Source organism: Paraburkholderia sediminicola (genome assembly GCF_902859805.1).
Lineage (GTDB): Bacteria > Pseudomonadota > Gammaproteobacteria > Burkholderiales > Burkholderiaceae > Paraburkholderia > Paraburkholderia sediminicola.
Window position 1 is genome coordinate 1 of record NZ_CADIKC010000014.1, and the last position, 21509, is coordinate 21509.

General features: G+C 57.2%; 21 protein-coding genes. 2 read left to right on the plus strand and 19 right to left on the minus strand.

Translation table 11 applies throughout. The features are described 5' to 3' along the window. Positions 1 to 36: 36 nt before the first annotated feature. Positions 37 to 426, plus strand: a complete 390-nt coding sequence (locus R8871_RS33160; RefSeq protein ID WP_175054177.1) for a hypothetical protein — start codon at positions 37 to 39, stop codon at positions 424 to 426. Positions 427 to 430: 4 nt separating this feature from the next. Here R8871_RS33160 and R8871_RS33165 read toward each other — a convergent pair whose 3' ends face one another. From R8871_RS33165 to R8871_RS33205, 9 genes are all read right to left on the minus strand, one after another. Next, a complete protein-coding gene (locus R8871_RS33165; protein ID WP_281370266.1) occupies positions 431 to 1630 on the minus strand; it encodes a methyl-accepting chemotaxis protein in 1200 nt (399 codons plus the stop codon). Further along, positions 1576 to 1974 carry a hypothetical protein gene (locus R8871_RS33170; RefSeq protein ID WP_175054178.1) on the minus strand — a complete coding sequence of 133 codons (399 nt, stop codon included), beginning with the start codon at positions 1972 to 1974 and terminating at the stop codon, positions 1576 to 1578. The genes R8871_RS33165 and R8871_RS33170 overlap by 55 nt, the downstream gene beginning before the upstream one ends. A 186-nt stretch (positions 1975 to 2160) precedes the next feature. Beyond that, positions 2161 to 2589, minus strand: coding sequence for an HtaA domain-containing protein (locus R8871_RS33175; protein WP_175054179.1), 429 nt, complete (start codon positions 2587 to 2589; stop codon positions 2161 to 2163). A 14-nt stretch (positions 2590 to 2603) separates the two neighbouring features. Next, the gene (locus R8871_RS33180; protein WP_175054180.1) at positions 2604 to 3818 is read right to left on the minus strand and encodes an NAD(P)/FAD-dependent oxidoreductase; all 1215 of its coding nucleotides are present in this window, start codon (positions 3816 to 3818) and stop codon (positions 2604 to 2606) included. After that, on the minus strand, positions 3815 to 4039 hold the full coding sequence (locus tag R8871_RS33185) for a ferredoxin (protein ID WP_217468931.1): 225 nt from the start codon (positions 4037 to 4039) through the stop codon (positions 3815 to 3817). The genes R8871_RS33180 and R8871_RS33185 overlap by 4 nt, the downstream gene beginning before the upstream one ends. A gap of 95 nt (positions 4040 to 4134) precedes the next feature. Continuing rightward, positions 4135 to 5400, minus strand: a complete 1266-nt coding sequence (locus R8871_RS33190) for a cytochrome P450 (protein ID WP_175054181.1) — start codon at positions 5398 to 5400, stop codon at positions 4135 to 4137. Between the two features lie 106 nt (positions 5401 to 5506). Then, on the minus strand, positions 5507 to 6604 hold the full coding sequence (locus R8871_RS33195; RefSeq protein ID WP_175054182.1) for a zinc-binding dehydrogenase: 1098 nt from the start codon (positions 6602 to 6604) through the stop codon (positions 5507 to 5509). A gap of 65 nt (positions 6605 to 6669) precedes the next feature. After that, positions 6670 to 8010 (minus strand): aldehyde dehydrogenase family protein, encoded by a 1341-nt coding sequence (locus R8871_RS33200; RefSeq protein WP_246287927.1) that lies wholly within the window; start codon positions 8008 to 8010, stop codon positions 6670 to 6672. Positions 8011 to 8130: 120 nt separating this feature from the next. Continuing rightward, positions 8131 to 9258, minus strand: a complete 1128-nt coding sequence (locus R8871_RS33205; protein ID WP_175054183.1) for an OmpP1/FadL family transporter — start codon at positions 9256 to 9258, stop codon at positions 8131 to 8133. 641 nt (positions 9259 to 9899) lie between these two features. Here R8871_RS33205 and R8871_RS33210 point away from each other — a divergent pair. Further along, positions 9900 to 10835, plus strand: coding sequence for an AraC family transcriptional regulator (locus R8871_RS33210; RefSeq protein WP_175054184.1), 936 nt, complete (start codon positions 9900 to 9902; stop codon positions 10833 to 10835). A 5-nt stretch (positions 10836 to 10840) separates the two neighbouring features. On the opposite strand, the gene R8871_RS33215 is transcribed toward R8871_RS33210, so the two are convergent. From R8871_RS33215 to R8871_RS33260, 10 genes are all read right to left on the minus strand, one after another. Further along, complete coding sequence (locus R8871_RS33215) at positions 10841 to 11671, minus strand: alpha/beta hydrolase (RefSeq protein ID WP_175054185.1); 831 nt, start codon at positions 11669 to 11671, stop codon at positions 10841 to 10843. An 8-nt stretch (positions 11672 to 11679) separates the two neighbouring features. Continuing rightward, positions 11680 to 12468, minus strand: a complete 789-nt coding sequence (locus tag R8871_RS33220) for an SDR family NAD(P)-dependent oxidoreductase (protein WP_175054186.1) — start codon at positions 12466 to 12468, stop codon at positions 11680 to 11682. Positions 12469 to 12488: 20 nt separating this feature from the next. Next, positions 12489 to 14015: an FAD-binding oxidoreductase gene (locus R8871_RS33225; protein WP_175054187.1), complete on the minus strand. Its 1527-nt coding sequence runs from the start codon at positions 14013 to 14015 to the stop codon at positions 12489 to 12491. 21 nt (positions 14016 to 14036) lie between these two features. Then, positions 14037 to 15446, minus strand: coding sequence for a glycolate oxidase subunit GlcF (glcF, locus tag R8871_RS33230; protein WP_175054188.1), 1410 nt, complete (start codon positions 15444 to 15446; stop codon positions 14037 to 14039). A 157-nt stretch (positions 15447 to 15603) separates the two neighbouring features. Next, the gene (locus R8871_RS33235) at positions 15604 to 16521 is read right to left on the minus strand and encodes a LysR family transcriptional regulator (protein WP_175054189.1); all 918 of its coding nucleotides are present in this window, start codon (positions 16519 to 16521) and stop codon (positions 15604 to 15606) included. Between the two features lie 293 nt (positions 16522 to 16814). Beyond that, entirely contained in the window at positions 16815 to 17588 is a 774-nt protein-coding gene (locus R8871_RS33240; protein ID WP_175054190.1) for a transporter substrate-binding domain-containing protein, read from the minus strand. Positions 17589 to 17619: 31 nt separating this feature from the next. Continuing rightward, on the minus strand, positions 17620 to 18486 hold the full coding sequence (locus R8871_RS33245; RefSeq protein ID WP_175054191.1) for an alpha/beta hydrolase: 867 nt from the start codon (positions 18484 to 18486) through the stop codon (positions 17620 to 17622). Between the two features lie 23 nt (positions 18487 to 18509). Then, positions 18510 to 19565 (minus strand): hypothetical protein, encoded by a 1056-nt coding sequence (locus R8871_RS33250; protein WP_175054192.1) that lies wholly within the window; start codon positions 19563 to 19565, stop codon positions 18510 to 18512. 177 nt (positions 19566 to 19742) lie between these two features. Continuing rightward, positions 19743 to 20657 carry a LysR family transcriptional regulator gene (locus R8871_RS33255; protein WP_175054193.1) on the minus strand — a complete coding sequence of 305 codons (915 nt, stop codon included), beginning with the start codon at positions 20655 to 20657 and terminating at the stop codon, positions 19743 to 19745. Between the two features lie 437 nt (positions 20658 to 21094). After that, positions 21095 to 21283 (minus strand): hypothetical protein, encoded by a 189-nt coding sequence (locus tag R8871_RS33260; protein ID WP_175054176.1) that lies wholly within the window; start codon positions 21281 to 21283, stop codon positions 21095 to 21097. Positions 21284 to 21509 lie beyond the last annotated feature (226 nt).

The following is a 21509-nucleotide window of genomic DNA, read 5'->3' on the forward strand; positions in this document are numbered from 1 at the left end:
GGCGTAGCCTGATCTCGAACACTCACGCTACAATCCATGCACCTCGCAGCACCGCCCTCCAGCTTGTTCGACTTCACCGAAACGAGCGTTCGCCTTCCCCGAAATCCGCACATTGAGCTGATGGGAGGGATCACGCGCGGTGTGGTGTTCTACCGATGGTCACTGCTCGAACAATGGCTGCTGCTCGTGGCGAATCCGAAAGGAATCGCCTTTTGCGATCTTGATGTTCCGTCCGCGCTTCTTGCGTTCGTGCGTGTCGTGGTGCGGGCCTCGTCCCAGCAACCCCTCGGTTTCCGCGAAGTAGCTTCTGGCATCAATGTCTGGCGGCATGACGAACGGCGTGTCGGCCTTTCGATTGTTGCCTTAGATTTTGATCGAGGGATGGGAATCCGATGCGCCGTGTCGCCGAAACGCATGCTTGTCTAGATGCCTAGAACTGGAAAACGCTGACCCCAGTGTGAAGCTTCGTGGCTTGATCGTCGAGTGACCGTGCAGTTGCGGCGGCCTGCTCCACCAGTGCCGCATTTCGCTGGGTCGCCTCGTCCATTTGCGTGACGGCTCGCCCGACCTGATCAATGCCCTTACTCTGTTCGTGAGAAGCGATCGCGATTTCGCCCATGATGTCCGTCACGCGCTTGATGCTGCCTACCACTTCGCCCATGGTTTTGCCCGCCCGATCGACGAGCTTCGTCCCGGCTTCGATCTGGCTTACGGAGTTCTCGATCAGCGCCTTGATTTCCTTGGCCGCGGCGGCCGCACGTTGCGCGAGCGTACGCACTTCGGCGGCGACGACGGCGAAGCCCCGGCCGTGCTCGCCCGCACGCGCGGCTTCCACCGCGGCGTTGAGGGCGAGAATGTTGGTCTGGAATGCGATGCCGTCGATGACGCCAATGATATCGGCGATCTTCTCGGAGCTCGCGTTGATCTGTTCCATCGTCGCGACCACCTCGCCTACCACGTTGCCTCCCTGCACGGCGACAGCGGCGGAGGACTGCGCGAGCCCGTTGGCTTGACGGGCGTTCTCCGCGTTCTGCCGCACTGTGCCGGCCAGTTCCTCCATGCTCGCGGCTGTTTGCTGAAGAGAAGCGGCTTGTTCTTCCGTGCGGCTCGATAAATCGACATTGCCTGCAGCAATCTGTTTTGATGCAATATTAACCGATTGGACAGAATCACGTACCGCGGTCATGACTTCACCGATCCGGTCGATCAAATGGTTGAAGGCGGTCGCCGCCTGGCTGATTTCGTCATTGCCCTGGATTGGTACTCGCATCGTCAGGTCCAGCGAATCGCTCGCCTGCTGCAGCGTTCCCTGGAAACTCACCAATGACCGATGGATCGAACGGGAGAGCAACACGATGCATCCGACGACGAGCACCATTACAATGACGAGCACGGAGATGACGATCTTGACGACATTCGCGCGGGTCTGCGCGGCATGTTGTTCGGCCCGCTCGCCGCGCTTGCCCACATCTGCGACGAGGGTCTCGATGGTCGCAATGAGCGGCTCGAAATCGGAATGATAGACTGCGACCACCTGATCGTTGGCGGCCTTCGCATCGGTGGCCGCGAGCTCAATCAGCTGATGTGAGTTCCGATCGTAAGCAATCCCTTGGGCTCGCAGCGCCGCCAACCGGGTCCGCTCATCGGCGGAGTCGAACAGGGGGCAATCGTCTCGCTCCACTTGCCGATGTTCTGCTCCGCATCGGCGAACATCTTCTTCGTATCGTTGGAGGTCGGATCGTGCTCGACCGTCGAAAGGGCGCTGGCCTTAATTTCAGTCAGGCCGCGTATCTGTTTCTCGCGGCGGTTCGAGTCTGCCTCCGCACTGCTTACGGCATTGAAGCCGAGGGCCGTCACGACGATGCCAACACCGGTGGCAATAAGTGTGGCCACTATCAGAATTCTGAGCCTTATCTTGATTGTCATAAATGCACCACTGCACATCGAAAAATTACAGAAAAAATCGGGGCGCATCGTGATACTCGTATCGACATGTACCGCCCCGCCCGATCAGCATCACGATGCATGGCGCACGTGCGTATTGCTGCGAACGGCGTTCGCGAGGCGCTTACTGTAGTCGGTAGACCTCGTTTTCCTCATTAGAAACGCAGCGAAAACACCGTCTCTTCGGGACGGGACAAGTGCGGTGGCTCGATAAGATCACGCTAACCGCACATGTGCGAGAGAATCTCCGGCTTCGTACCGATATTCGAAGAGGGCGACGCCTACTTCTGAGAGAACCGCCGAATATGTTCCAAGGACCGCATCAGGACTGATCGCGCCGGCGATCTCCGCCAAACGCAGGCGAGAACCTTCGGTCTGGGTCCGCGCCGTTCCGTCGATAGTGACATAGCTGCCTGCGGATTCCGCGTGCACCCATGGGTTCGCAACACAGGCGGAGAGCAGACCTCCGTGCGCGGAGAACTCCACGCTTCCTTTGAATCGCAGTAGTCCCGATTCCGATGCCTCAAGCGGGAACACGAAGCCTTCTCCGTCCTCGCCCGCAGGCTCAACAACGGTTACGCTGCCGAACCTTCGCACGTAGTCGACGAAGGTATCTTTAATCCGCCAAGTAAAAGATTTAATCATGGATAGAGGCAGTATCAGTCAGATGGGAATAGCGCGCGCGCATCATTCCACGAAATCCTTTCGGCAATCACACGTCGGTACTTCATAATCCGGCGTGGCTCGTTCAGCGTCGCTGCACCGATCAGCCGCTCCCCCGCCCGATACAGAGCGACCCATCGATCGCTGTCTTCGTGTCCGGACACCAACACGACCTCATCGCACTCGGCTTTGCCCACAACCTGGAGGCGCTGACCGTACCAATCGCTCCAGAAATATGGCACGGTGAAGTACGGTTTCGCAGTCTCGGGCGAAACCGCGTTCTGAGCGGCGTGGCGGCCCTGATCCGCCGCGTTCGTCCAATTCTCCAGACGCATCGTCGAATCCATGATCGAATTTGGCCAATGAACCACGTCCCCGGCAGCGTATACATCGGGCACCGATGTGCGGAGTTGGGCGTCGCAGACAATTCCGCCATCGAGCGGACTGAGCTCAACACCGCTTCCGATCAACCACGAAGTTGCGGGCGCTGCACCGATCCCAACTACCACGATGTCCGCTGGGATAATAGTTCCACCGGTAAGTCGGACACCACTAACCGCTTCCTTCCCTTCAAGACCTTCGATTCGGGCGGACAGATGCAGTTGCACGTCGTTTCGCGCGTGCAATCGAGAAACAACCTGCCCAACAACCTCGCCCAGTGCGCGCTTAAGTGGAGCTGGAGCCGCCTCAAGAATTATTACATCAGCTCCGGACGCCTTGGCAGAGGACGCGATCTCCGACCCTATGAACCCTGCGCCGATTACAACAATGCGCTTTCCTGGGGTAATGTGCTCGCGCAACGATTTGGCGTCGTCCAAGGTGCGTAGCGTCACAACCCCCCGTAGTGCGGGGACGTTCGGTAACGTGCGCGGACCCGCACCGGTAGCAACGATCAGTCGTCCATAGGTAACGGGCTCGCCGTTGACGGTTACAACGTGTGCCTGCGAATCCAGGGAAGTCGCAGTACTCGACAACCTGACTTCCACATCAAGTTCATTGCGAAGCTCTTCCTCGGCAGTCAGGAAGTCTGGCGAAGTGCCAGGCAGAAGAAACTGCTTCGACAGAGGCGGCCGATCGTAAGGCACGTGCCTTTCGGAGCCGATCAAAATGACTCGGCCAGTGTAGCCGCTAGCGCGCGCAGCTTGCACAGCGCGCAGCCCTGCCAGAGAAGCTCCGATAACGACCAGAGGGGCGTTGGCTACGGCAGTCATTGCTCGACCTTAAGCGAAAGGGCACGAGCAGGACAGCTTTGCACAGCTTCTCTTATCCTTTCGAACTCCTCCGGGGGCACTGATTCGCCCCGGATGAGAGTTAGCACGCCGTCATCACCGACTTCAAAGTAATCCTCTGCGATGGACTCACAAAGTCCAATTCCGGTACAGCGAGAACGGTCGACGATTATCTTCACGATTCCTTCTTGAGCGATCTTCATGATTCTTTCCTCTCGAGCACGCCACCCAGAACTGTGGGCGGCGCCTCACACTTACTTTATCGTACGTATTTATGCATTGCCGCTTCTCGGCCTTGTCAAGGGATATGTACCGGTAGACGGCGCGTGTAGTTGAATACCTCACTGACCAGGAACTCGGGCTCTCCCACCTCCATATTAGAGAGCTTTTCGAGGAACTGGCGGAATAAAGCACGCATTTGAGCCTTAGCAATGGCGTTACCAAGGCAGTAGTGAATACCGCCTCCGCCGAATCCAACGTGCGGATTTGGGGTTCGACTTAGATCAAATTTCCACGGATCTTTAAAGACCTCCTCGTCTCGGTTGCCCGAGCCGTAGTACATCACCACCTTGTCATGCTTGGCGATCTGCTTACCGCCAAGTTCGATATCTCCCGTTGCAGTGCGGGAGAACGTCTGTACCGGCGAAGTGTGGCGTACGAATTCTTCGATTGCGGCACCGATGCGATTGTCATAGTCCTCGGCAAGCCACTTTTTTTGCACCGGATCGTTCCACAATTGATGTACGGACCAGGATGTTGTCTGTTTCGTTGTGTCGTTCCCGGCGGTACTAAGTAGTAGGGTGACCGCTCCGATTTCTGCGTCGGTCAGCGCCCTGCCGTCGTGCCTGGCTTGACCGAGCGCCGTCGCCAGATCTTCTGCAGGGTTCTTGCGCCTGTAGTTGACAACCTCAACGCCAATCTCGTTGATAGCTGCGATTTGTTGACCAATAAACTCCATCGGGCCCATACCGTCCGGCCGCACTCGTGGGTCAAAGGCGGTTGCGAACTTATCTCCGGCCTGCGTAAACGATTCCACCAAGTGATCCGGGATGCCAAAGAGATCGGCGATCGTGAGCATGGGGAGACGGGACGAGACCTCGTGCACGAAATCAATGTTGCCAGCGCCTACGACACGGTCCACGATCTCGCCCGCCCTCTGCTCGATTTTCTCCACAAGCCGGCCAACCGCTTTCGGGGTGAAGGCCGCGCTGATCATCTGCCGATACCGCTCGTGTTCAGGGGGATCGGAAAGAAGCATGCTGGGATCGAACGGCGGCGTGGGCCGTGCGTGCAACGTTCGCGAGATAGCGGAACTGAAGAGTTCGTGGTTCTGACTGACGTAACGGATGTCGGCCGCCTTGGTCACCGCCCAAAAACCGGCCTCATTGTGCGGAAAGCCCTGCCCGTCCATCGGTCGATGCCAACTGACCGCAGCGTTCGCGCGCAACCAGGCAAAGGTCTCGTCACGTTCACGAAACGAACGCGCCCAGAATGCATCGCTCGATATGTCTTTGTCGGTATCGAACGGATGCTCTGTTGCAAAAAAAACTCTTTGATCTGTCATGTCTACTCCTTGAGAATCAGGTCGGCGGGCCGTCGTTATCCCTAACACTTCGTTGACGTCAATACGTCAGAGACGTAGAGCTTGCGACCTCGGTGGCCGTACTCTTTCAACTAAGACCGGATGTGATCACCACACGGGCGACACCGGGCTCCTTCAGCGCCGCGTAACCTTCGTTCACGGCGTCCAGCGCGATCTCGCGGCTGACGAGTCCGTCAAGTTCAAACCGACCCTGGAGGTACATTTCGACATACAGGGGAATGTCACGCTTCGCCGTCGCAGAGCCCATGTAGACCCCTTGAATCTTCTTTTGAGAAAGGACGAGATTGAGGTTGGAAACCTGGATGCTCGATGTCGGATCGGTAGCGCCAATCAGATAGAGCCCGCCTCCGATCCGAAGCATATCAAGGCCCGCTTGCGTAACAGAGGGAGCACCAACGAAATCGAACGCCGAGTCGGCACCCGCCCGACCTGTGATAGCGAGAACTTCAGCGACGGGATCAACTTTGCTCGAATTGATGGTGTGCGTGGCACCGAACTTCTTCGCCTTCTCGAGCTTGTCGTCACTGATGTCGACCGCGATGATAATCGACGCGCCCGCAACGACGGCGCCGTTGATTGCATTGAGACCGACACCACCAACACCGATGATAACGACGGAGTCTCCAGCCTGCGTGTTGGAAGTATTGATGACAGCGCCGGCACCGGTGACCACGCCACACCCCAGCAGCGCCGCCTGGGGAAACGGTACACGCTCGTCCACTTTAACAAGCTGGTTTTCATGGATGAGCGCTTTTTGCGCGAATCCACCAAGACCAAAGCCCTGCGTCACACAACAGCCCTTTACACTCAGGCGAGGCGGCTGATCAGCGTGGCGAAGAGTCTTTTCAGGGTGCCGGCATTGATACGAGCGCCCGGCTAGACAGTCGACGCAGTTGCCGCAAACTTGAAGCAGACAACCCACGACATGGTCTCCGACGGCGAACTCCGATACTTCCGGCCCTATCGCCGCAACGACTCCGGCCACCTCGTGACCTAGGGCCAGGGGAAGCGGCGTTCCCAGATCAAACTGCGACACGCTGAGGTCCGTGTGACATAAGCCCGACGCCTTAACGTCTACGAGTACCTCTCGCCCGAGGGGTGTGGCGATCTCGACTTCTTCTGTAACAAACCCTGCGCCGTATTTCCGTACTAGTGCAGCTTTCATGGTGTTTTCCTACGTAAGCCCCCGTTGACCGGAGGCAGTTATCAGCTTTGTCCTTGCGTGCCGGTTCAGCCGAAGGCTACTGCTCGACTATGTGAGAACTCACGAAAACCTGCGATGCCGTGATATCGACCCATCCCGCTGTCACCGATGCCGCCGAACGGCAGAGCGTCCTCCCAATAGTGGACCGCCCATCCGTTGACTGTGACCCCACCTGAAGAGGTATTCTCCAGAACCTGCTCAACGAACTGATTGTCTTTGGAGAAAATGAACATGGCGAGCGGGTTCGTCCCACCTCGGACGTGACTGATGATGTTGTCGACGTCGTCGTATCCGACGACAGGAACTATCGGTCCGAAGATTTCATTAGACAAGACATCAGCCTCGGCAGGGACATCGATCAAAATAGTTGGTTCAATGACTAGCGCGTCCTCATAGGCCTTGCCGCCGAATGCGACAGTCGCCCCTCGTTCTACGGCATCGTCAAGATAACCCTTCAATCGCTTGAAGTTAGCACCATTGACGATGCGAGAGTTTCGTGACGCCTGGTAGACACCGTCGGCGTAGAAGGTATTCTTGAAAAAGGCGCTGAGCCTGGTCACCAGTTCGTCGCGCAGTCTGTTTGGAACAAGAATGTAGTCGACGCTCAAGCACACTTGACCGCAGTTGACCATCGTTGCCACGCCCAGCTGATCGACCACCGCATCGAGATCTGCCGTTGTATCGATGATCGCCGGCGACTTCCCCCCAAGTTCCAACGTTACAGAGGAAAGATTCTTCGCCGCGGCAGCCATGACGGCGCGCCCAACTTTGGGGCTGCCCGTAAGGAAAATATGGTCAAACGGCAACTCGAGCAACGCTTCCGCGACATCGATCCCGCCCTCGATCGCCGCAACCTCCCGTTCCTCGAAGACGTCACGGATGATCTCCGCCGTAATACGACTCGAAGCGGGAGCGATCTCATTGGGCTTAACGACCGCAGTGTTGCCCGCAGCGAGAAGCGCGACGAGCGGTTCAAATACCAAAGAAATGGGGAAATTCCATGGACCAAAGAGCAACACGACACCCCGGGGCTCCCAGCGAATCGCAGCCGATGACGCCTGGACCAAATTAGACACAGGGGTGGGGGCCATCCAATCGTCAAGATGTTTGATAGTTTCATCAATCTTTCGGATGGGCTGGAACACTTCCATGGCAGCGACATCCGCAGGGCGCCCCATGTCATCCGCCAAAGCCTTGACAATGTCATCGGTACGCGCGGATAGGGCTTCTCGCAGTCGAAGCAAAGTCTGTTTGCGTTGCTCCGCAGTCGTCTTTCGCGCACTCCAACGGGTGCGGCGCTGCAAATCGAAAACTCGCTGAACCTCTTCGCGAGAAGCTGCGGCTTGACTGTCCGGCTGAATGGTCACTTGGAACCTCCCTGTCCCTATTGGTATTGGATTACCGCTATTCGAATAGAGCGGTGTTCTAGAAAATTCGCCTGGGCTCAAGCTTGGACGCTCGAGTCAGGCGGAGCCGCCACGTCTGCATCAGAAGTTATGCGAATAACCAATTCCAAGGTACTGCATATTGGCCTTGATGCTGGTGCCAGCAGATGGCCCCGTTCCGACAACAGTTTTCGGAATGACATAAGTAAAAGCCGCACTGACTTCGTCTTTTGGTGTAACGCGGTAGCTGACCCCAGCCGAGACGGAACGTCTGAGGATGACCGCAGGTCCCAGAATGTTGGCGACCGTGTTGTCTGTGCCGAATTGATTGGATGTTGCGTGGGCCCCGAGGCGCAGTGTCCACTTCGAATTTACGTCCCAGGAAAGCCCAACGCCAAGTACATTCTGAACTTTCCATCCGTAAGTCGCCGGGTCACTGAAAACAGCAACGGAGGACCAATAGATGCGTGAGCCGTCCACGGCGAGCGTGACGCTCGGCGTGACATGCACTGCAATGCCCACGTTTAGGCGGGAGGGTTGATCGATACGCCCCCCATAAGCTGCAAGTATGTCGTCGGAATATCCGCTTAGCCTCCCGTAGTTAACCTTGCTATAGTATGCGGCACCGAAACTCACCAAAGGAATAGGTTGCCACAGCAGACCCGTGCCGAAACCAATACCGAACGCACTTGAATTGCCGTGACTTGGAATGGCAATCGGCGCACCATCGGGCCCTGAGGCCACCAGCCCATTCGCGCGGAACTGCTCCCAACTCAGCACCATCGAAAGCCCCAGCGAAAGGCTCGGAATAGGCCGGTATGTAACAGTCGGCAAAACATTAAACGCCGTAAAACTAGCCTTCGCAACGCCGGCTTTCGTATTCGGCAGAAGAGTTTGGCCGTAGTTCGAAGCAAACCCGGCACCGTCGACCCCGACCCCGAGGGTCCACTTCGGAGCAACTTGCCAATTGAAACCGCCTTCCAGAGCGGGCGCAATAGGTGAAGCCGTCAGGTGGTTCTCCGGTGAAGCGAAGGTCGTATGTACCCGGCCTATGATGGCCTGGAAGTCTTCATCAAATCTTGTACCCAGTAACGCCATGCCCGCCGGGTTGCTCTCCGTTACGAGAACGTCCTGCGGAAATGCAACGGACGTGCCTCCCATACCCGCGGCATGGATACCGTAACCATCTAAATAGATCCCAGCCGTTGCGTGAGCATTGGGAGATACCATTAGCGCTCCGAGCGAGATCACCGGGATGAGCATGGATCTTTGTGGACAAACCCTAATCATTTGGGGACTCCTGTATGAGTACAGCTTTTAGTCAGTGTGTGACGCACAAGATTAGGTTGTCGCAAATCTGGTCCACGCGTCGGAGTGAACCCATACCGAGAGCGCCTTTTTTCGCTTCTGGCTGACGTCGGCATCACCCATATAACGAATATGAGTTCAGATTCAATTTTAGAGCATTCCGAGAAGCGTCGCCACCCAAGGTTCCTCGGGGTTTTCACGGACGGTGCCCCCAACGCATGCACGTCGGGTGGCCATCGACGAGCAGTCGGTCAAAGAGCTCGCCCCGCCCGCGCATGACGGTCTCACGTCGATTGTCGAAGACTAGCGAGTCGTTCTTCACAAGTATCCACCCTGGAGGGTGTAGCCGTAGAACTGGCTCTACTGCTCGACGATGGTTTTTATAGCAGTTTGAGCCTAGCATTGGGGCAGAAATTTATCATCGTGCAGCGCACCGACGCGGTTTCTCTCAGCGAACCCTAGGCGTACGTACTACCCCTAGGCAAATACGTGCGAATTCCTTATAAAGTCGGTGGTGGATGCCGCATCAGCGGGCCGGTATGTGACTAGGGAGTTCCGAGGCAATGCAAGAAACCACCGCAACAACTACATCTATCGCAAACGTCGATCGCAGCGAGTTATGGCGCGAAGTAGTGTGCAGCATGATTCACGACGTCGAAGTCGCTCAGATGGGACAAGAGGCCTTCGCAGCACAGATTCATGCGCGGCGACACAGCGGCATCGCCTGTGCCTCGTTCTGGAGCAGACCCCATGAATTGCGATGTGGCAGGGAGTATCCGGGCGACACCTCAGAAGGTGGATACCTGGTTAGCTGGCAACTCGCGGGGAATGCCCATGTCACTCAAGGGTATATGGAGTTCGAACAGCTTCCCGGAACGCTTGCCATCATTGATGGGCGACGCCCGATGCGTGTCGTCTTCCCCCATGAGGTGCGTCGAATCATCGCAAAGCTCCCGGCCCGCACGCTGGAAGACCGTATTCCTTCGCTGCTCGGCGGACATTGCATGGCGTTCACGCCGAGCGGCCCGTTCGCCAAGATTCTCAAGGAATATTTCGACGAATTATCACGCGGCCCTACGCCTCTGCTGTCATCCGAGATGGAGCTGCTCGTTGCGAACATCGCGAACTTACTCAAGATCACCGCTGGTCAAGAAAGCATCGCCGCATGTGAGTCCAAGGAGTTTCGACGACAGGCCATGTTGCGCTTTATCCGCCAAAACGCCTGCGACCCTCATCTGTCCGTGGAGAGTGTGGCAAGCCACCTTAACGTCTCGCGTCGTCTGGTGCAGCAGACGTTACGCGAGATCGAGACAAGCTTCACCAGCTTCATCACGGAAGAGCGGCTACAGTCGGCGGCGAGCAAGCTTGAGCACGCCCCCGACTTGCCCGTATCGCGCGTGGCGTATGCCTGCGGCTTCAACGACGTGTCTCATTTCAATCATCTCTTCAAGAGGCGCTTTGGCGTGCCCCCGTCTGACTACCGCCGCTCTCGGCGTTGAGCAGTCTACGGGCAGTTTAGCTTCCGCAGTGCTGTGAGAAACAGCCCATCGGGAGCGCGCAGTTGCGACAGAACACTGAAATGGTCCTCCGCGTCAACCGGCCAATAGCAGCTTACGTTACCGGAATCGCTCCATGCCCCCGACATCTCCCGACTTTGGCGCAAGAATTCCGGCGTCTCCGTACCGCCTACCAGAAAAACGGCCGGCGGCATATGCTGTTTCACGCGGCTGGCAGGTGAACACATCTGGGCCAACGAATCGTCAAGCCGCAATTTGTCGTTCAGCGATGTCTGCACGAGTGGCGCGAGGTCATAGATACCGCTGATCGCCACAATGCCGGCGATACGCTTGCCCTTCGGCGTATCCGTATCCTGCGAAAGTGCCAGTTCGATACTCAAGTGGCCGCCAGCGGAGTGACCGGAGACGATAAGCGGCACGTCATGCTGCGCCCTTGGCAATGCTTCCGATACCGCAGCGACTACATCACGGACACAGGTGGTCAGCTGCGGCAGAGTTACGTCAGGACAAAGAGGATAATTCACCATCGCTACGTTATAGCCCGCATCGTTCAGTGCCGGAGCAAGGAAGCGAAACTGCGCCTTATCACGCGACTGCCAGTAGCCCGCGTGGAAGTAGATAACAGTCCCGATGGGCTCATCACGCGCCAAGCATAAGTCGAAGGTCTGGCGAGTGTGCGCGCCATAGGGAAGGTCGAGACGCCACGTCCGCCCCCATAGCGCGCGCAAATTTTCGTCCTCGAACTGCGCAAACAGCGCTGCGAAACCAGGTCTGGCCTGGCCTGTAACATACTGGAATTCTGCAGTCGAATCGTCCATAGCCCGCCTCAAGGAGTAAGTCTGCCGCCATTGAGATGCAGCACCTGTCCGGTCATGTACGCAGCCCCCCTTCCAGCCAAAAATAGAATTGGCCCCGCAACATCCGACGGCGCGGCGACTCGGCCGAGCGGAACAGCCGACACGTATTTGTCGCTCATTGCGTCGAACCAGGTTCGGTCGTTACCGAGCTCTTCACGCCCAGTGCCGCCACCGAGGAACTCCGTCTCCACGGCACCGGGAGCCACCGCATTCACGCGTATCTTCGGCGCCAGCTCCATTGCCAGCGCCTTCGTCAGGCTTACTAGCGCACCCTTGGATGTAGCGTAGGCACCCATGCCTGGCATCACCTGGTAGCCCAGGCTTGACGCCACCGTCGTAATCGATGGCCACTCGCTTTCGCGCAACAGCGGCAGCAACGCATTAGTCAATAGATACGCGGATGTAAGGTTAACCTGCATCAAGTCATTCCATGCCGACAGAGAAACTTCGGACAGTGGACGCCGTGGCAGAATAGGGTAGCCACACAGGAATACAAAAGCATCCACGTGCTTCCACTGGTCGGCCACCTTCGATATGGCTGCGCCGATGGACGCCTCGTCGCGAGCATCGAAGCTAATATAGCGGGCGCCCTCAATGCAATGTGCCGGAACGATGCTGCCTGGGAGATCCAGCACCGTCACATCCACGCCATATGCGACGGCCTGTGCCACGAGTTCCCGGCCAATGCCGCCGCAGCCCCCGGCCACGATCATATGGGAGCCACGCGCAGGTCCCAGCCAATTCAGTTGTTGCTCCATCTTTCTGTTCCTTTTTCCTCTTAGTTCGAAAAACGAATGCCGTACTTTCCCGGGCTGATTACGCCGTTGGGGTCCAGCGCCTTTTTGATCGCTTCGCATGCGGCGCGAAACTCCGGGATCATCTGTTCCATATGGAGCTCGTAGTAATCGGCCGGTGCACGCCCCACTCCCACACCGCGCCGGGCAAATTCAACCGTCAATTCACGGTAGCAGGCATCGGCGCGGGCGTTCTCCTCTGGATCATCCTTGTTCCAGACCAGGACGTGGAGGCCACGCGCAAAGCGCGCCGAAGCCACATGCATGACGATGTAGTCCATGCCGTGCTTCGCGAAAATGGCGCGTCCTATGCGGTCGAGTTCCAGGGCCTGTCGCCCCACCATCGGCGTACCCGGCAGGAACCAGGAGTTCCCGCTACCAGGGCGCCATTGCAACATTCCCAATTCCGCTGCGCTCGGCTTGCCGTCCATCGAGTCGATAGCGATGCGCAGGGGTGCGATGTCGAGTGCTTCCTCATGGCTGATGAAGTGCGCCTTGCCGCTCCGTTCAAAATGTGCCCGAACGCGTTGGATCATCGGTTCGATGGCGGCATCGGATGCTCCATAGAACATTCCCGACACTTGCCACGCCCCGAGCGTATGCTTGCGTTGTAGCGCTAAACGGCCCTCATTTGAGAAACATTCCTTGCTGCCCGCGAGGTATTCGCCGTTGCGCTCCTCGGGCGCGATTGCGTAAAGATCGTTGGCGATTCGGAACAGCGATGGCACGAAGTTGGACAGCTTGAGCGGACGGCACAGGTCGATGATTTGCTCAATGTCGTCGTCATCGGGAAAGACGAAGTGGAACGACTTTGACACCGGCGGCCTCGGCATAAGCCAGATTCCAACGCGCGTAACGATGCCATAGTTCGATTGCGCGAACAGTCCGTCTAGCGCCGGCCCAGACGAAAATTTGGAGACGTGCCAGTTGATCGGCTTGTCGGTATTCAGGCTGCCGTCCCCAGTGCGGATGACATCGCCGTTCCCCAGCACGATTTCCATGCCGCATAGCATGCCGAAATGGTCGAAATACGGCCCATATCCCGCACCGCGGTCCATCGCGTTTCCGAGCACACCTCCGTGCGGCGGTCCGGAGGTGGCAGATACCATTAGCTTGTTACCGCGCCTGGCGAGCTCGTCGTGGAACATCTGGAAGCTTACCCCCGGCTCCACCTCGGCGTAACAGGTCTCTTCGTTGATCTCCAAGATGCGGTTCATGCGGTAGCCCAGGTCTACCACCACCTGCCCGGCGCTAGTCGGTGCGCGAGAACCAAGGCCGATGTTATTGCCGGTGCTGATAGGATACAGTTCGACGCGATACCGATTCGCCGCTAGTACTATTTGGCGCACTTGTTCCGTCGATTCCGGGAACAGCACAGCTGACGGAATCCGTGAAGCGGCGGGAAGAGTGTGCTCACCATAGCGAGCCAACGTCTCGTCGCGTACGTCTACCCATTGCTGACCGATAGCGTCACCGACATTCTTAAGGAATGCCTGCAATTCTTGATTCACGTCTCTCTCCAGTATCGATTATTACCAGACACCCACGTCACCTTCACGGGATGCGTTGTTGTTTACGAATCGGATCACCTGCGCACCGGCAGTCTCTTCCGGCGAAGCATCAATGGCTTGCTCTGCAGGAAGCGCCTCTAGCTCGTGGCCATTCAAGGCCTGGGGCAATGCTCCCCCGTATGCCCAGTCGAGCAGTTCGACCGTATGGACGATCGGCACTCGGGCGTATAAACCGATTTGCGTAATGCAGCCGATGTTTCCCGCTGCCACGATTTGCGGCAACGTGCTAGCGATATTTTCAGCCTTTCGCTCCCCAAGCTGGCGGGCCAATTCGGGTTGCAGCATGTTGTACGTGCCTGCCGACCCACAACAAAAATGCGACTCCGGCACGTCTACCACTTCGAATCCGGCTTTGCGCAACAGCTTGCGCGGCTGCGCCGTGACCTTTTGCGCATTGCGTAGCGAACACGCGTCGTGATACGCCACTCGATACCGTCGGGCTTGCTCGGGGGGCGGCAGTTCCATACGGACGAGCCATTCAGAAAAATCCATTGCCAGTGCTGCTACGCGCGCCGCTCCAGAAGCGACCTCCGTGTCTTCGCTCAGGAGGTGCGCATAGTCCTTCACCGTAGTTCCGCAGCCCGAGGCATTGATCAGGATCGCGTCGAGGCCCTCGCCATCTATCTCGTGCAACCACGATGCCACGTTAGCACGCGCAAACCCTCGGGCCGCATCGGTATCGCCCATGTGCAGATTCAGGGACCCGCAACAGCCAGCGGATCGCGGCACCACCACTTCACACCCAAAGCGCGTCAATAAGGCAATCGTTGCGACGTTAATGTGGGGCGACATGACCGGCTGCACGCACCCGGCCAACAGCGCGACACGCCATTTGCGTGGCCCCTGAGACGGGAAAACTGTCTGTTGTGTGGATGGTCCAGCCGCCGCACCCGGCGGGACCAGTCGAAGCATGTGTCGCATCTTCGCCGGGGCAAATCGCTCGAAAGGAGCCATCAGACGCCCCATGCCGAGCGCAAGGCGGAACATAGCTGGACGAGGCAACACGTAGCCCAAAGTTCGCCGCAGCAAGCGCTCAGCGAGCGGCCGTTTATACGTTGCCGCGATGTGCGCCCTCGCGGTATCGACGAGGTGCATGTAATCGACCTTCACGGCACATGTAGTCATGCAAGACATGCACGACAGACAACGGTCGATGTGCTCCACAGCTTTATCTGTCGGTGGCGCATCGGACTCCAACATCTCCTTGATCAGATCGATACGCCCGCGCGGACCGTCATTTTCGTCATGTAAAAGGACATATGTCGGACAGCCTGACGTGCAGAAGCCGAAGTGCTGACAGCTCCGCAGGATCTGATCCGCCTCCGCCAAATGCGGCTGGGCAAGTTGGGCCTCTGTGAAATCAGTTTTCATGTCTCTTACCTTGCATCCATTTCTATTGCATGCATTTTGGACCGGCGAGTGCCATCCGTCTTGGGCACCTGCGCATGCGTCTTGGGCTCAGTGTCATCGCACAGAAAAGCGCCATCCGCGCCCTGAAGAGACCGGCTTATGCAGCGGCTCTATCGGATCAATGGCGGCTAGCTAGCCGCGCGAATAATTTTCCCGCTGGGCTTGCCAACGAAGTTGACGCCGGCATTGCCACCAAAATCTGCCGGCGTGCCCAGTGCTCCCCGATAGGGACCCTTTGCAACCCGCGGAATGGCCCAAGTACTTCCCACGCCCGACTCGGGAAAATGGCAACGCCCAAGCCAGCCTGTGCCATCCGCACCATTGCATCCAAACTAGACACTTCGACTGAAGAGCGAAGGCGCAATCCGCGCCGACGGGCTTGGTCCGCAGTTAAACGCTGCGTTTCTGTACCTCGGGGCGTGGAAATGATTTCGAAGTCGGCAATGTCAGCAAGCCCCGCCGACTTACGCTTGGCGAGCGTATGGCTTTCGGGTACGAGTAACGCAAGGGAATCCTCCTCATACACCTTCGCCGTCAGTCCGTCCGGAACTTCCGGGGACGCGAATACGCCAACATCAATTTCGTTCTTAAGCAATGCAGCAATCACATCCCTGCTCGCTCGGCTACGCAATTCCAACGTCACCAGCGGGAACTCACGCCGAAAGGCAGCAAGGTCGTCAGAGAGGTGATCGATGAGTGCGAACACGGATCCCCCAAAGCGCACGGTTCCACGGGTCCCCCCAGCGAATGCCGAGAGTTCCTCGGCCAATGCATCAATTTCGCCAAGGATTCTTCTGCCGCGCGCCAAGACGCTTTTCCCAGCCGAAGTGAAGTCCACCCCTTGAGGCGTACGACGCAGGAGTTGTGTGCCAATCGTCGCCTCCAATTCAGCGATTCGTCGGCTGACCGCGGACGGCACCAGCCTTACCTGTGCCGCGGCGCGCGTCAGGCTTCCTTGCTCCTCAACCGCCAAGAGAATCTGCAGGGTCTGCGCATTGATATGGGAGCGGATGGTCTTAAGAGCAGGCCCTGACATACGTCTTCCTTTGCCACGGTGGATCCGCGATTTGCGCGTGACACAAGGCCGCCGGCCTCTAAGATCACGCATGGATTCGATGCCCATCTCATTATGGAGCCGTAGCATCTGGCAAGAATTCCCCCAACTGATGGGTGCAAGCTGCCGAGCTCTCGCAACTTCGCCGCCATTGGTTGGTCAAAAAGAAAAGTGTACGTGCACCCTTCTCCATGACCTCAGGCTCGCGGGTGCAGGAGGTGCATGCTTGCCCCCGCCGTCAGCCGCGCAATGGCAAAATGGACATGTCCGAGCTGCTATTGCGGTGTGCTCACGGCTTCGTATGGAATTGCACCTGCCGCGACAACACCGACTCCTTCAATTCCATGTTTAGCCAACGATTCTGCAATGAATCCGCTATTGACCAGGTCGCTCAGGATGCCCTCAATAAGTTCACGGGCTTCACACGAGCAGTCGCGAGGAAGCGCCACCGCCTGATTGATAGCCATAAAACTTCCGGGCAGCATGTGCAAGCCGCCCTCACGCTTCATGTCTTGAGACAGCGCCTGCTTAACTCCCGCTAAGATCTTGCGGCCAGGTCGGTCTTGCAACAGCGCGGAGAAGGCCTCTTCTCCTGTGGGGAACCGGCGCACACTTGCATGTTGGAGCGCGCGACTAAGATAGAGATCGTATGCACTAGTCTCAATGACAAGGACCTCGACCCCCTCTCGATCTACGTCGGTGATACGATGGAATTCCGAATCCTCCAGCGCCAGGTAGCCCGCTTCGATTTGTACATAAGGAGCAGTAAATTGGACTTTTTCTGCTCTCTTGGAATCCACAGCCAGGAAAGCGACATCTGCTTGCTGCTCCACCAACGCCTGAAAGGCGTCGCCAGGGTTGCCCCATTCACGAAATTCGGCCGAGACGCCAAGCCGGCGTGCGAACTCTCTCGACAAGTCGATCGTAACACCGGCCAGCTTCGCCGAATCAGTGTAGCTGAATGCCAGGACGGTGCTGGCCAAGTTGATCGAAGCACGCAAACGCCCAGTAGGCGCGATCTCTTCTACCAACGCGGGATTGATATTCATCGATTTCCAGAATTAGTTAACACAGCAAATGCTATTTTGGCCATACGAAAGAATGCAGTTTCTTTCCGAGCGGATCTTCGAAGTCCAAAAGGGAATCGAGAATATCGTAGTGGTTACGATCTTCGACGATCATATGCTCGACATCGTAGCTCCGCGATCGCAACGCAGCCGCAAAGTCCACGGTTTGCCTGACGTACTCGGCCGTCTCCTGGCTGCCAACGGCGAGCAGGTAGGGGATCCGACGGCTCGGAGTATTGTAGAAGCAGGAATTCCTTAGAGATTCTTCTTCACTTAGGCGAATGAACTCGTTGACGTACGACAGCCTTCTCGGCTCCTGATCGTACATTCCGCTAATCGCGATGGCCGCCTTGATGACATCGTGCGGAGTTCTATGAAAAAAACTCCAGTCGGTCTCGAGCATACGTGCGACGGTGTGCGCTCCGGAAGAATGTCCTGAGATCGTGATAGCGTTCGGGTTGCCTCCCATTATGCGTGCGTTGGCGTACACCCAGGCGATACTTGACCTTGTCTGCTGAATGATGTCATCGAGCCGAACCGACGGACATAGTCCATAGTTTGGAATGACAACAATGGCGCCGGCCTCCACTAATGGCTCGGCAACATAACTGAAATTCCATTTGTCTTGCGAACGGTATCCGCCCCCGTGAAAGAAGATATGGATAGGACAATTAGAACGGCTATTCGGGAAGAAGATGTCGAGGGTCTCGGCACTGGAAGTGCCGTAGGGAACGTCAAAGGACGCACCAACCTTTTCCCTTGTAGCTTTACTACGACTCAGGTACTGCACGAAGTATGACTGCACGCCCTCCACTGACGCTGCGACGTCATACTCTTTATTGAGCTCCTCGCGCGTGAAATTTTTGTACACTTTGGTCATGGGATTTCTCTCTTCCGTTTCCTTTAGCCTCGTCCGATAATTGCCTGCGGATCTACGATCTTGCCTCCATCGATAAACACTTCACCGTCGAAGGAGACCGTGCAATCAGTCATAGGCATGTCAATGTGGCCCTTCGTGCGACGATGCGGCCCAGGTCCAGTCGAGAATAGGAAGTTCCCCGCGTAGCCTCGCGCTGCCATTGTGAGGTCCGTGATGCTGTTACCGTAAGTGAGAATGTCATACCAGAAGGCATTGGGATGCAATCCAAAGCCCAAATGAGACACCGCATACGGATCCAGGTCGTCTGCTGACCGGCGGTTGCGATCAAGCCAATCCTGGAACGCCTTCGCGTCCAAGCCTCCTTGAATATTCCGGATGAAACCCTCGCGAACTTCAAGCCGGATCTCGCTTTCAATTGCCCGCACAAAAGGGAGAATCCAGAGATCACCCGGTTTGATAATTACTTGACCATCGGCAGTCCCCTCATCCGGGAAATCAGCGACCATTGCCAGGCCCCACTGATCGAAGCGGCCGGGCTCGTCAGCGTACCCATAGTATGCTCGAAGCTCCCCCCACCTTGGGTCACCGCGTCGGTACGTCAGATCAGTGCCCGCCTCGCTCGTGACACGAATAGTCGTAGCTTCGCTATACTTTCGGGCCGCGTAAAGAACAGCTTCCTTAGTCCCTTCGGGGGCTTGCAACCGCTTGAGTTGGTCCGGCTTGTCCGTAATCGACAAAACCCGAGTACCCTCTTTTCGACATTCCGCCAACCACGGTGATAGGTTGGGAGGAAAGAATGTGCAAAGCAAATCAGCCGACTGCAATGCTGACATCAAGCCCAGACCGCCACCTGGCCGGTCATGGCCTACTCGCTGCAAGTCGAACGTCCGCGAGAGCCCTACCTCGAAGACTTCAGCGCCGAGCGCTGTGGCCGCAACGAAGGCGGCCTGCACCACGTCGCGGCTGGTGTTGTGATCCGTCAGCAGCACTACAGTTTCGCCAGACTTGACTGCACACCTAGTGAACTGACGCTCAAAAAGAGATGGGAGTTCGGCGTTGGTAACCTGTGGAAGTGGCATTTTCTTGGTCCATTTAACTTATCGGGTGCCATGTCAGCGTAATTCAGCATCAGCCCGCATGCCAGCGACCATTGGTCAAAGCGTGCTTCTCATTCCGGCAAGGGCCCTGAGACTTGGTTCAGCGGTTTAGAAGCGATCGAATAGCTTGGGGTTAACTGAGTTCGAAAGCCACCTACATCATTGACCAGCGAGCTGTAAGAACAACCTACCCGCCGGCGTGGCAAGGGCAGTGGACGCCGGCATGGCCACCATTATTTGGCGGTGCGCCCAGTGCTCCTGGATCGGAAGGCTTCGCAAGCCATGAAATGGTCCGAATGCATCCCACGCGTGACCGGGAACAATGGCAATACCCAAGCCTGCCCGTGTCATCAACACCATTGCATCAAGGCTAGATACTTCGATTGAAGAACGAAGCCGCAAGCCGCGTCGGCGCGCTTGATCCGTAGTCAGCTGTCGCGTTTCGGTTCCCGGCGGCGATGACACCAACTCGTAGTCAGCAATGTCGTCAAGCCCCACAGATTCGCGCTCGGCGAGTGGATGGTGATCGGGGATCAACAAAGTCAGAACGTCCTCCTCGTACACCATTGCCCTCAGCCCCGGCGGAACTTCAGACGATGCAAAGACACCCACGTCAATATCGTCCTTCAGTAAACCGGCAACCACATCCCGGCTGGTACGAGTGTGGAACTCAAGCGATATTTGTGGGAAGGTACGTCGGAAGCTCGCAAGATCGCTCGGGAGTCGGTGAGTGAGCGAGAAGACGGATCCAGCAAAGCGCACTGCCCCGCGGGTGCCTTCCGCGAAGGACGCAAGTTCGTCGGCCAACGCGTCGATTTCACCGAGGATCGTCCGGGCATGGGACAGCACACTCCTGCCTGCCGCTGTAAACTCGGCGCCATGCGGGGTTCGGCGCAGAAGCTGAGTGCCGATCGTTGCCTCCAGCTCCGCAATACGGCGGCTCAGCGCGGAAGGAACTAACCTTACTTGTTCGGCCGCACGTGTAAGGCTTCCATGCTCTTCGACGGCCAACAGAATCTGAAGCGTCTGCGCATTGATCTGTGCCCGAACCGTCCCGAGGGAGAACCTCGACATACATCTTCCTTTATCAAGATAGCCGCCGCTTCTAAAGGAACGTGTTGCGGCGAGAGGAGAAACACTGTCGGAACACAGCAAGCGTCCGGCCAGCGCGGTCTGGCCGGAGTGCGCAAAGCGAGCGAAACGCGAGGCGTATCGTTACCGAGTTCGTTCGAGATCGCGAAAGTCATCCCGCGCAAAGAATTGCCTGCGTAGCCAGTCTCGACTCCAATTCAATAAAAACCAAGCACATGAAATGGCTGACCTCTACGACTACCGAATGTGCCGCTCATTGCTCGATCGCGAAATCGGCCTAGCTCTTTGTATTTGTAACTCGTGCGGCCAAAACCGCGCGTCGTAGCAGCGGCTCGGAGCTCATCAACGCAAAAGCCGAGAAATACCTTTTCGGGGGGGCTCGCGAAGAAGTCAAAAGGTGTCTGTTGCGCGACAAAAGACTACCTCTGCTCTTGTTCGGTTTGCGCGCCGGCGGTTTGCGTCCCATTGGGCAAGAGCGAAAACAATGCTGCTGCGAACCGCTCAAGTGCCTGCAACGAGCCGGTTACACTACTGTATTCCTCGCGGCCGATTCGGGCGTTCAGCATGACTTGCATACCCGACTCCTGCGCGATTTTCAGGATATCCATTTCGGTACTCCCGCTTCCCTTTGACTAACGAACTGGACTACTACACTGTCCGGCTCCCCAGCTTCCCATCCCACTAAACTGCGTAGTCAGGGACCGTTCCGGCACCTACTAGTCGGCGCTTCTTTGACTATTTATTGGTGCCACAACATGTTGAAATGGACAGCCGGGATGGGAACCACTAGCATCGCGGCCCCTGGATAGTATTCGTGCGCGTCGTTGAGCGTCT

Excerpts from the sequence above, each read along its gene's own strand:
- R8871_RS33210 (WP_175054184.1), top strand. The coding sequence starts at position 9,900 with ATGCAAGAAACCACCGCAACAACTACATCTATCGCAAACGTCGATCGC.
- R8871_RS33175 (WP_175054179.1), bottom strand. The coding sequence starts at position 2,589 with ATGATTAAATCTTTTACTTGGCGGATTAAAGATACCTTCGTCGACTAC.
- R8871_RS33160 (WP_175054177.1), top strand. The coding sequence starts at position 37 with ATGCACCTCGCAGCACCGCCCTCCAGCTTGTTCGACTTCACCGAAACG.
- R8871_RS33190 (WP_175054181.1), bottom strand. The coding sequence starts at position 5,400 with ATGACAGATCAAAGAGTTTTTTTTGCAACAGAGCATCCGTTCGATACC.
- R8871_RS33220 (WP_175054186.1), bottom strand. The coding sequence starts at position 12,468 with ATGGAGCAACAACTGAATTGGCTGGGACCTGCGCGTGGCTCCCATATG.
- R8871_RS33170 (WP_175054178.1), bottom strand. The coding sequence starts at position 1,974 with ATGCGCCCCGATTTTTTCTGTAATTTTTCGATGTGCAGTGGTGCATTT.
- R8871_RS33240 (WP_175054190.1), bottom strand. The coding sequence starts at position 17,588 with ATGAATATCAATCCCGCGTTGGTAGAAGAGATCGCGCCTACTGGGCGT.
- R8871_RS33180 (WP_175054180.1), bottom strand. The coding sequence starts at position 3,818 with ATGACTGCCGTAGCCAACGCCCCTCTGGTCGTTATCGGAGCTTCTCTG.
- R8871_RS33195 (WP_175054182.1), bottom strand. The coding sequence starts at position 6,604 with ATGAAAGCTGCACTAGTACGGAAATACGGCGCAGGGTTTGTTACAGAA.
- glcF (WP_175054188.1), bottom strand. The coding sequence starts at position 15,446 with ATGAAAACTGATTTCACAGAGGCCCAACTTGCCCAGCCGCATTTGGCG.
- R8871_RS33185 (WP_217468931.1), bottom strand. The coding sequence starts at position 4,039 with ATGAAGATCGCTCAAGAAGGAATCGTGAAGATAATCGTCGACCGTTCT.
- R8871_RS33245 (WP_175054191.1), bottom strand. The coding sequence starts at position 18,486 with ATGACCAAAGTGTACAAAAATTTCACGCGCGAGGAGCTCAATAAAGAG.
- R8871_RS33255 (WP_175054193.1), bottom strand. The coding sequence starts at position 20,657 with ATGTCGAGGTTCTCCCTCGGGACGGTTCGGGCACAGATCAATGCGCAG.
- R8871_RS33205 (WP_175054183.1), bottom strand. The coding sequence starts at position 9,258 with ATGGTATCTCCCAATGCTCACGCAACGGCTGGGATCTATTTAGATGGT.
- R8871_RS33260 (WP_175054176.1), bottom strand. The coding sequence starts at position 21,283 with ATGGATATCCTGAAAATCGCGCAGGAGTCGGGTATGCAAGTCATGCTG.
- R8871_RS33235 (WP_175054189.1), bottom strand. The coding sequence starts at position 16,521 with ATGTCAGGGCCTGCTCTTAAGACCATCCGCTCCCATATCAATGCGCAG.
- R8871_RS33215 (WP_175054185.1), bottom strand. The coding sequence starts at position 11,671 with ATGGACGATTCGACTGCAGAATTCCAGTATGTTACAGGCCAGGCCAGA.
- R8871_RS33250 (WP_175054192.1), bottom strand. The coding sequence starts at position 19,565 with ATGCCACTTCCACAGGTTACCAACGCCGAACTCCCATCTCTTTTTGAG.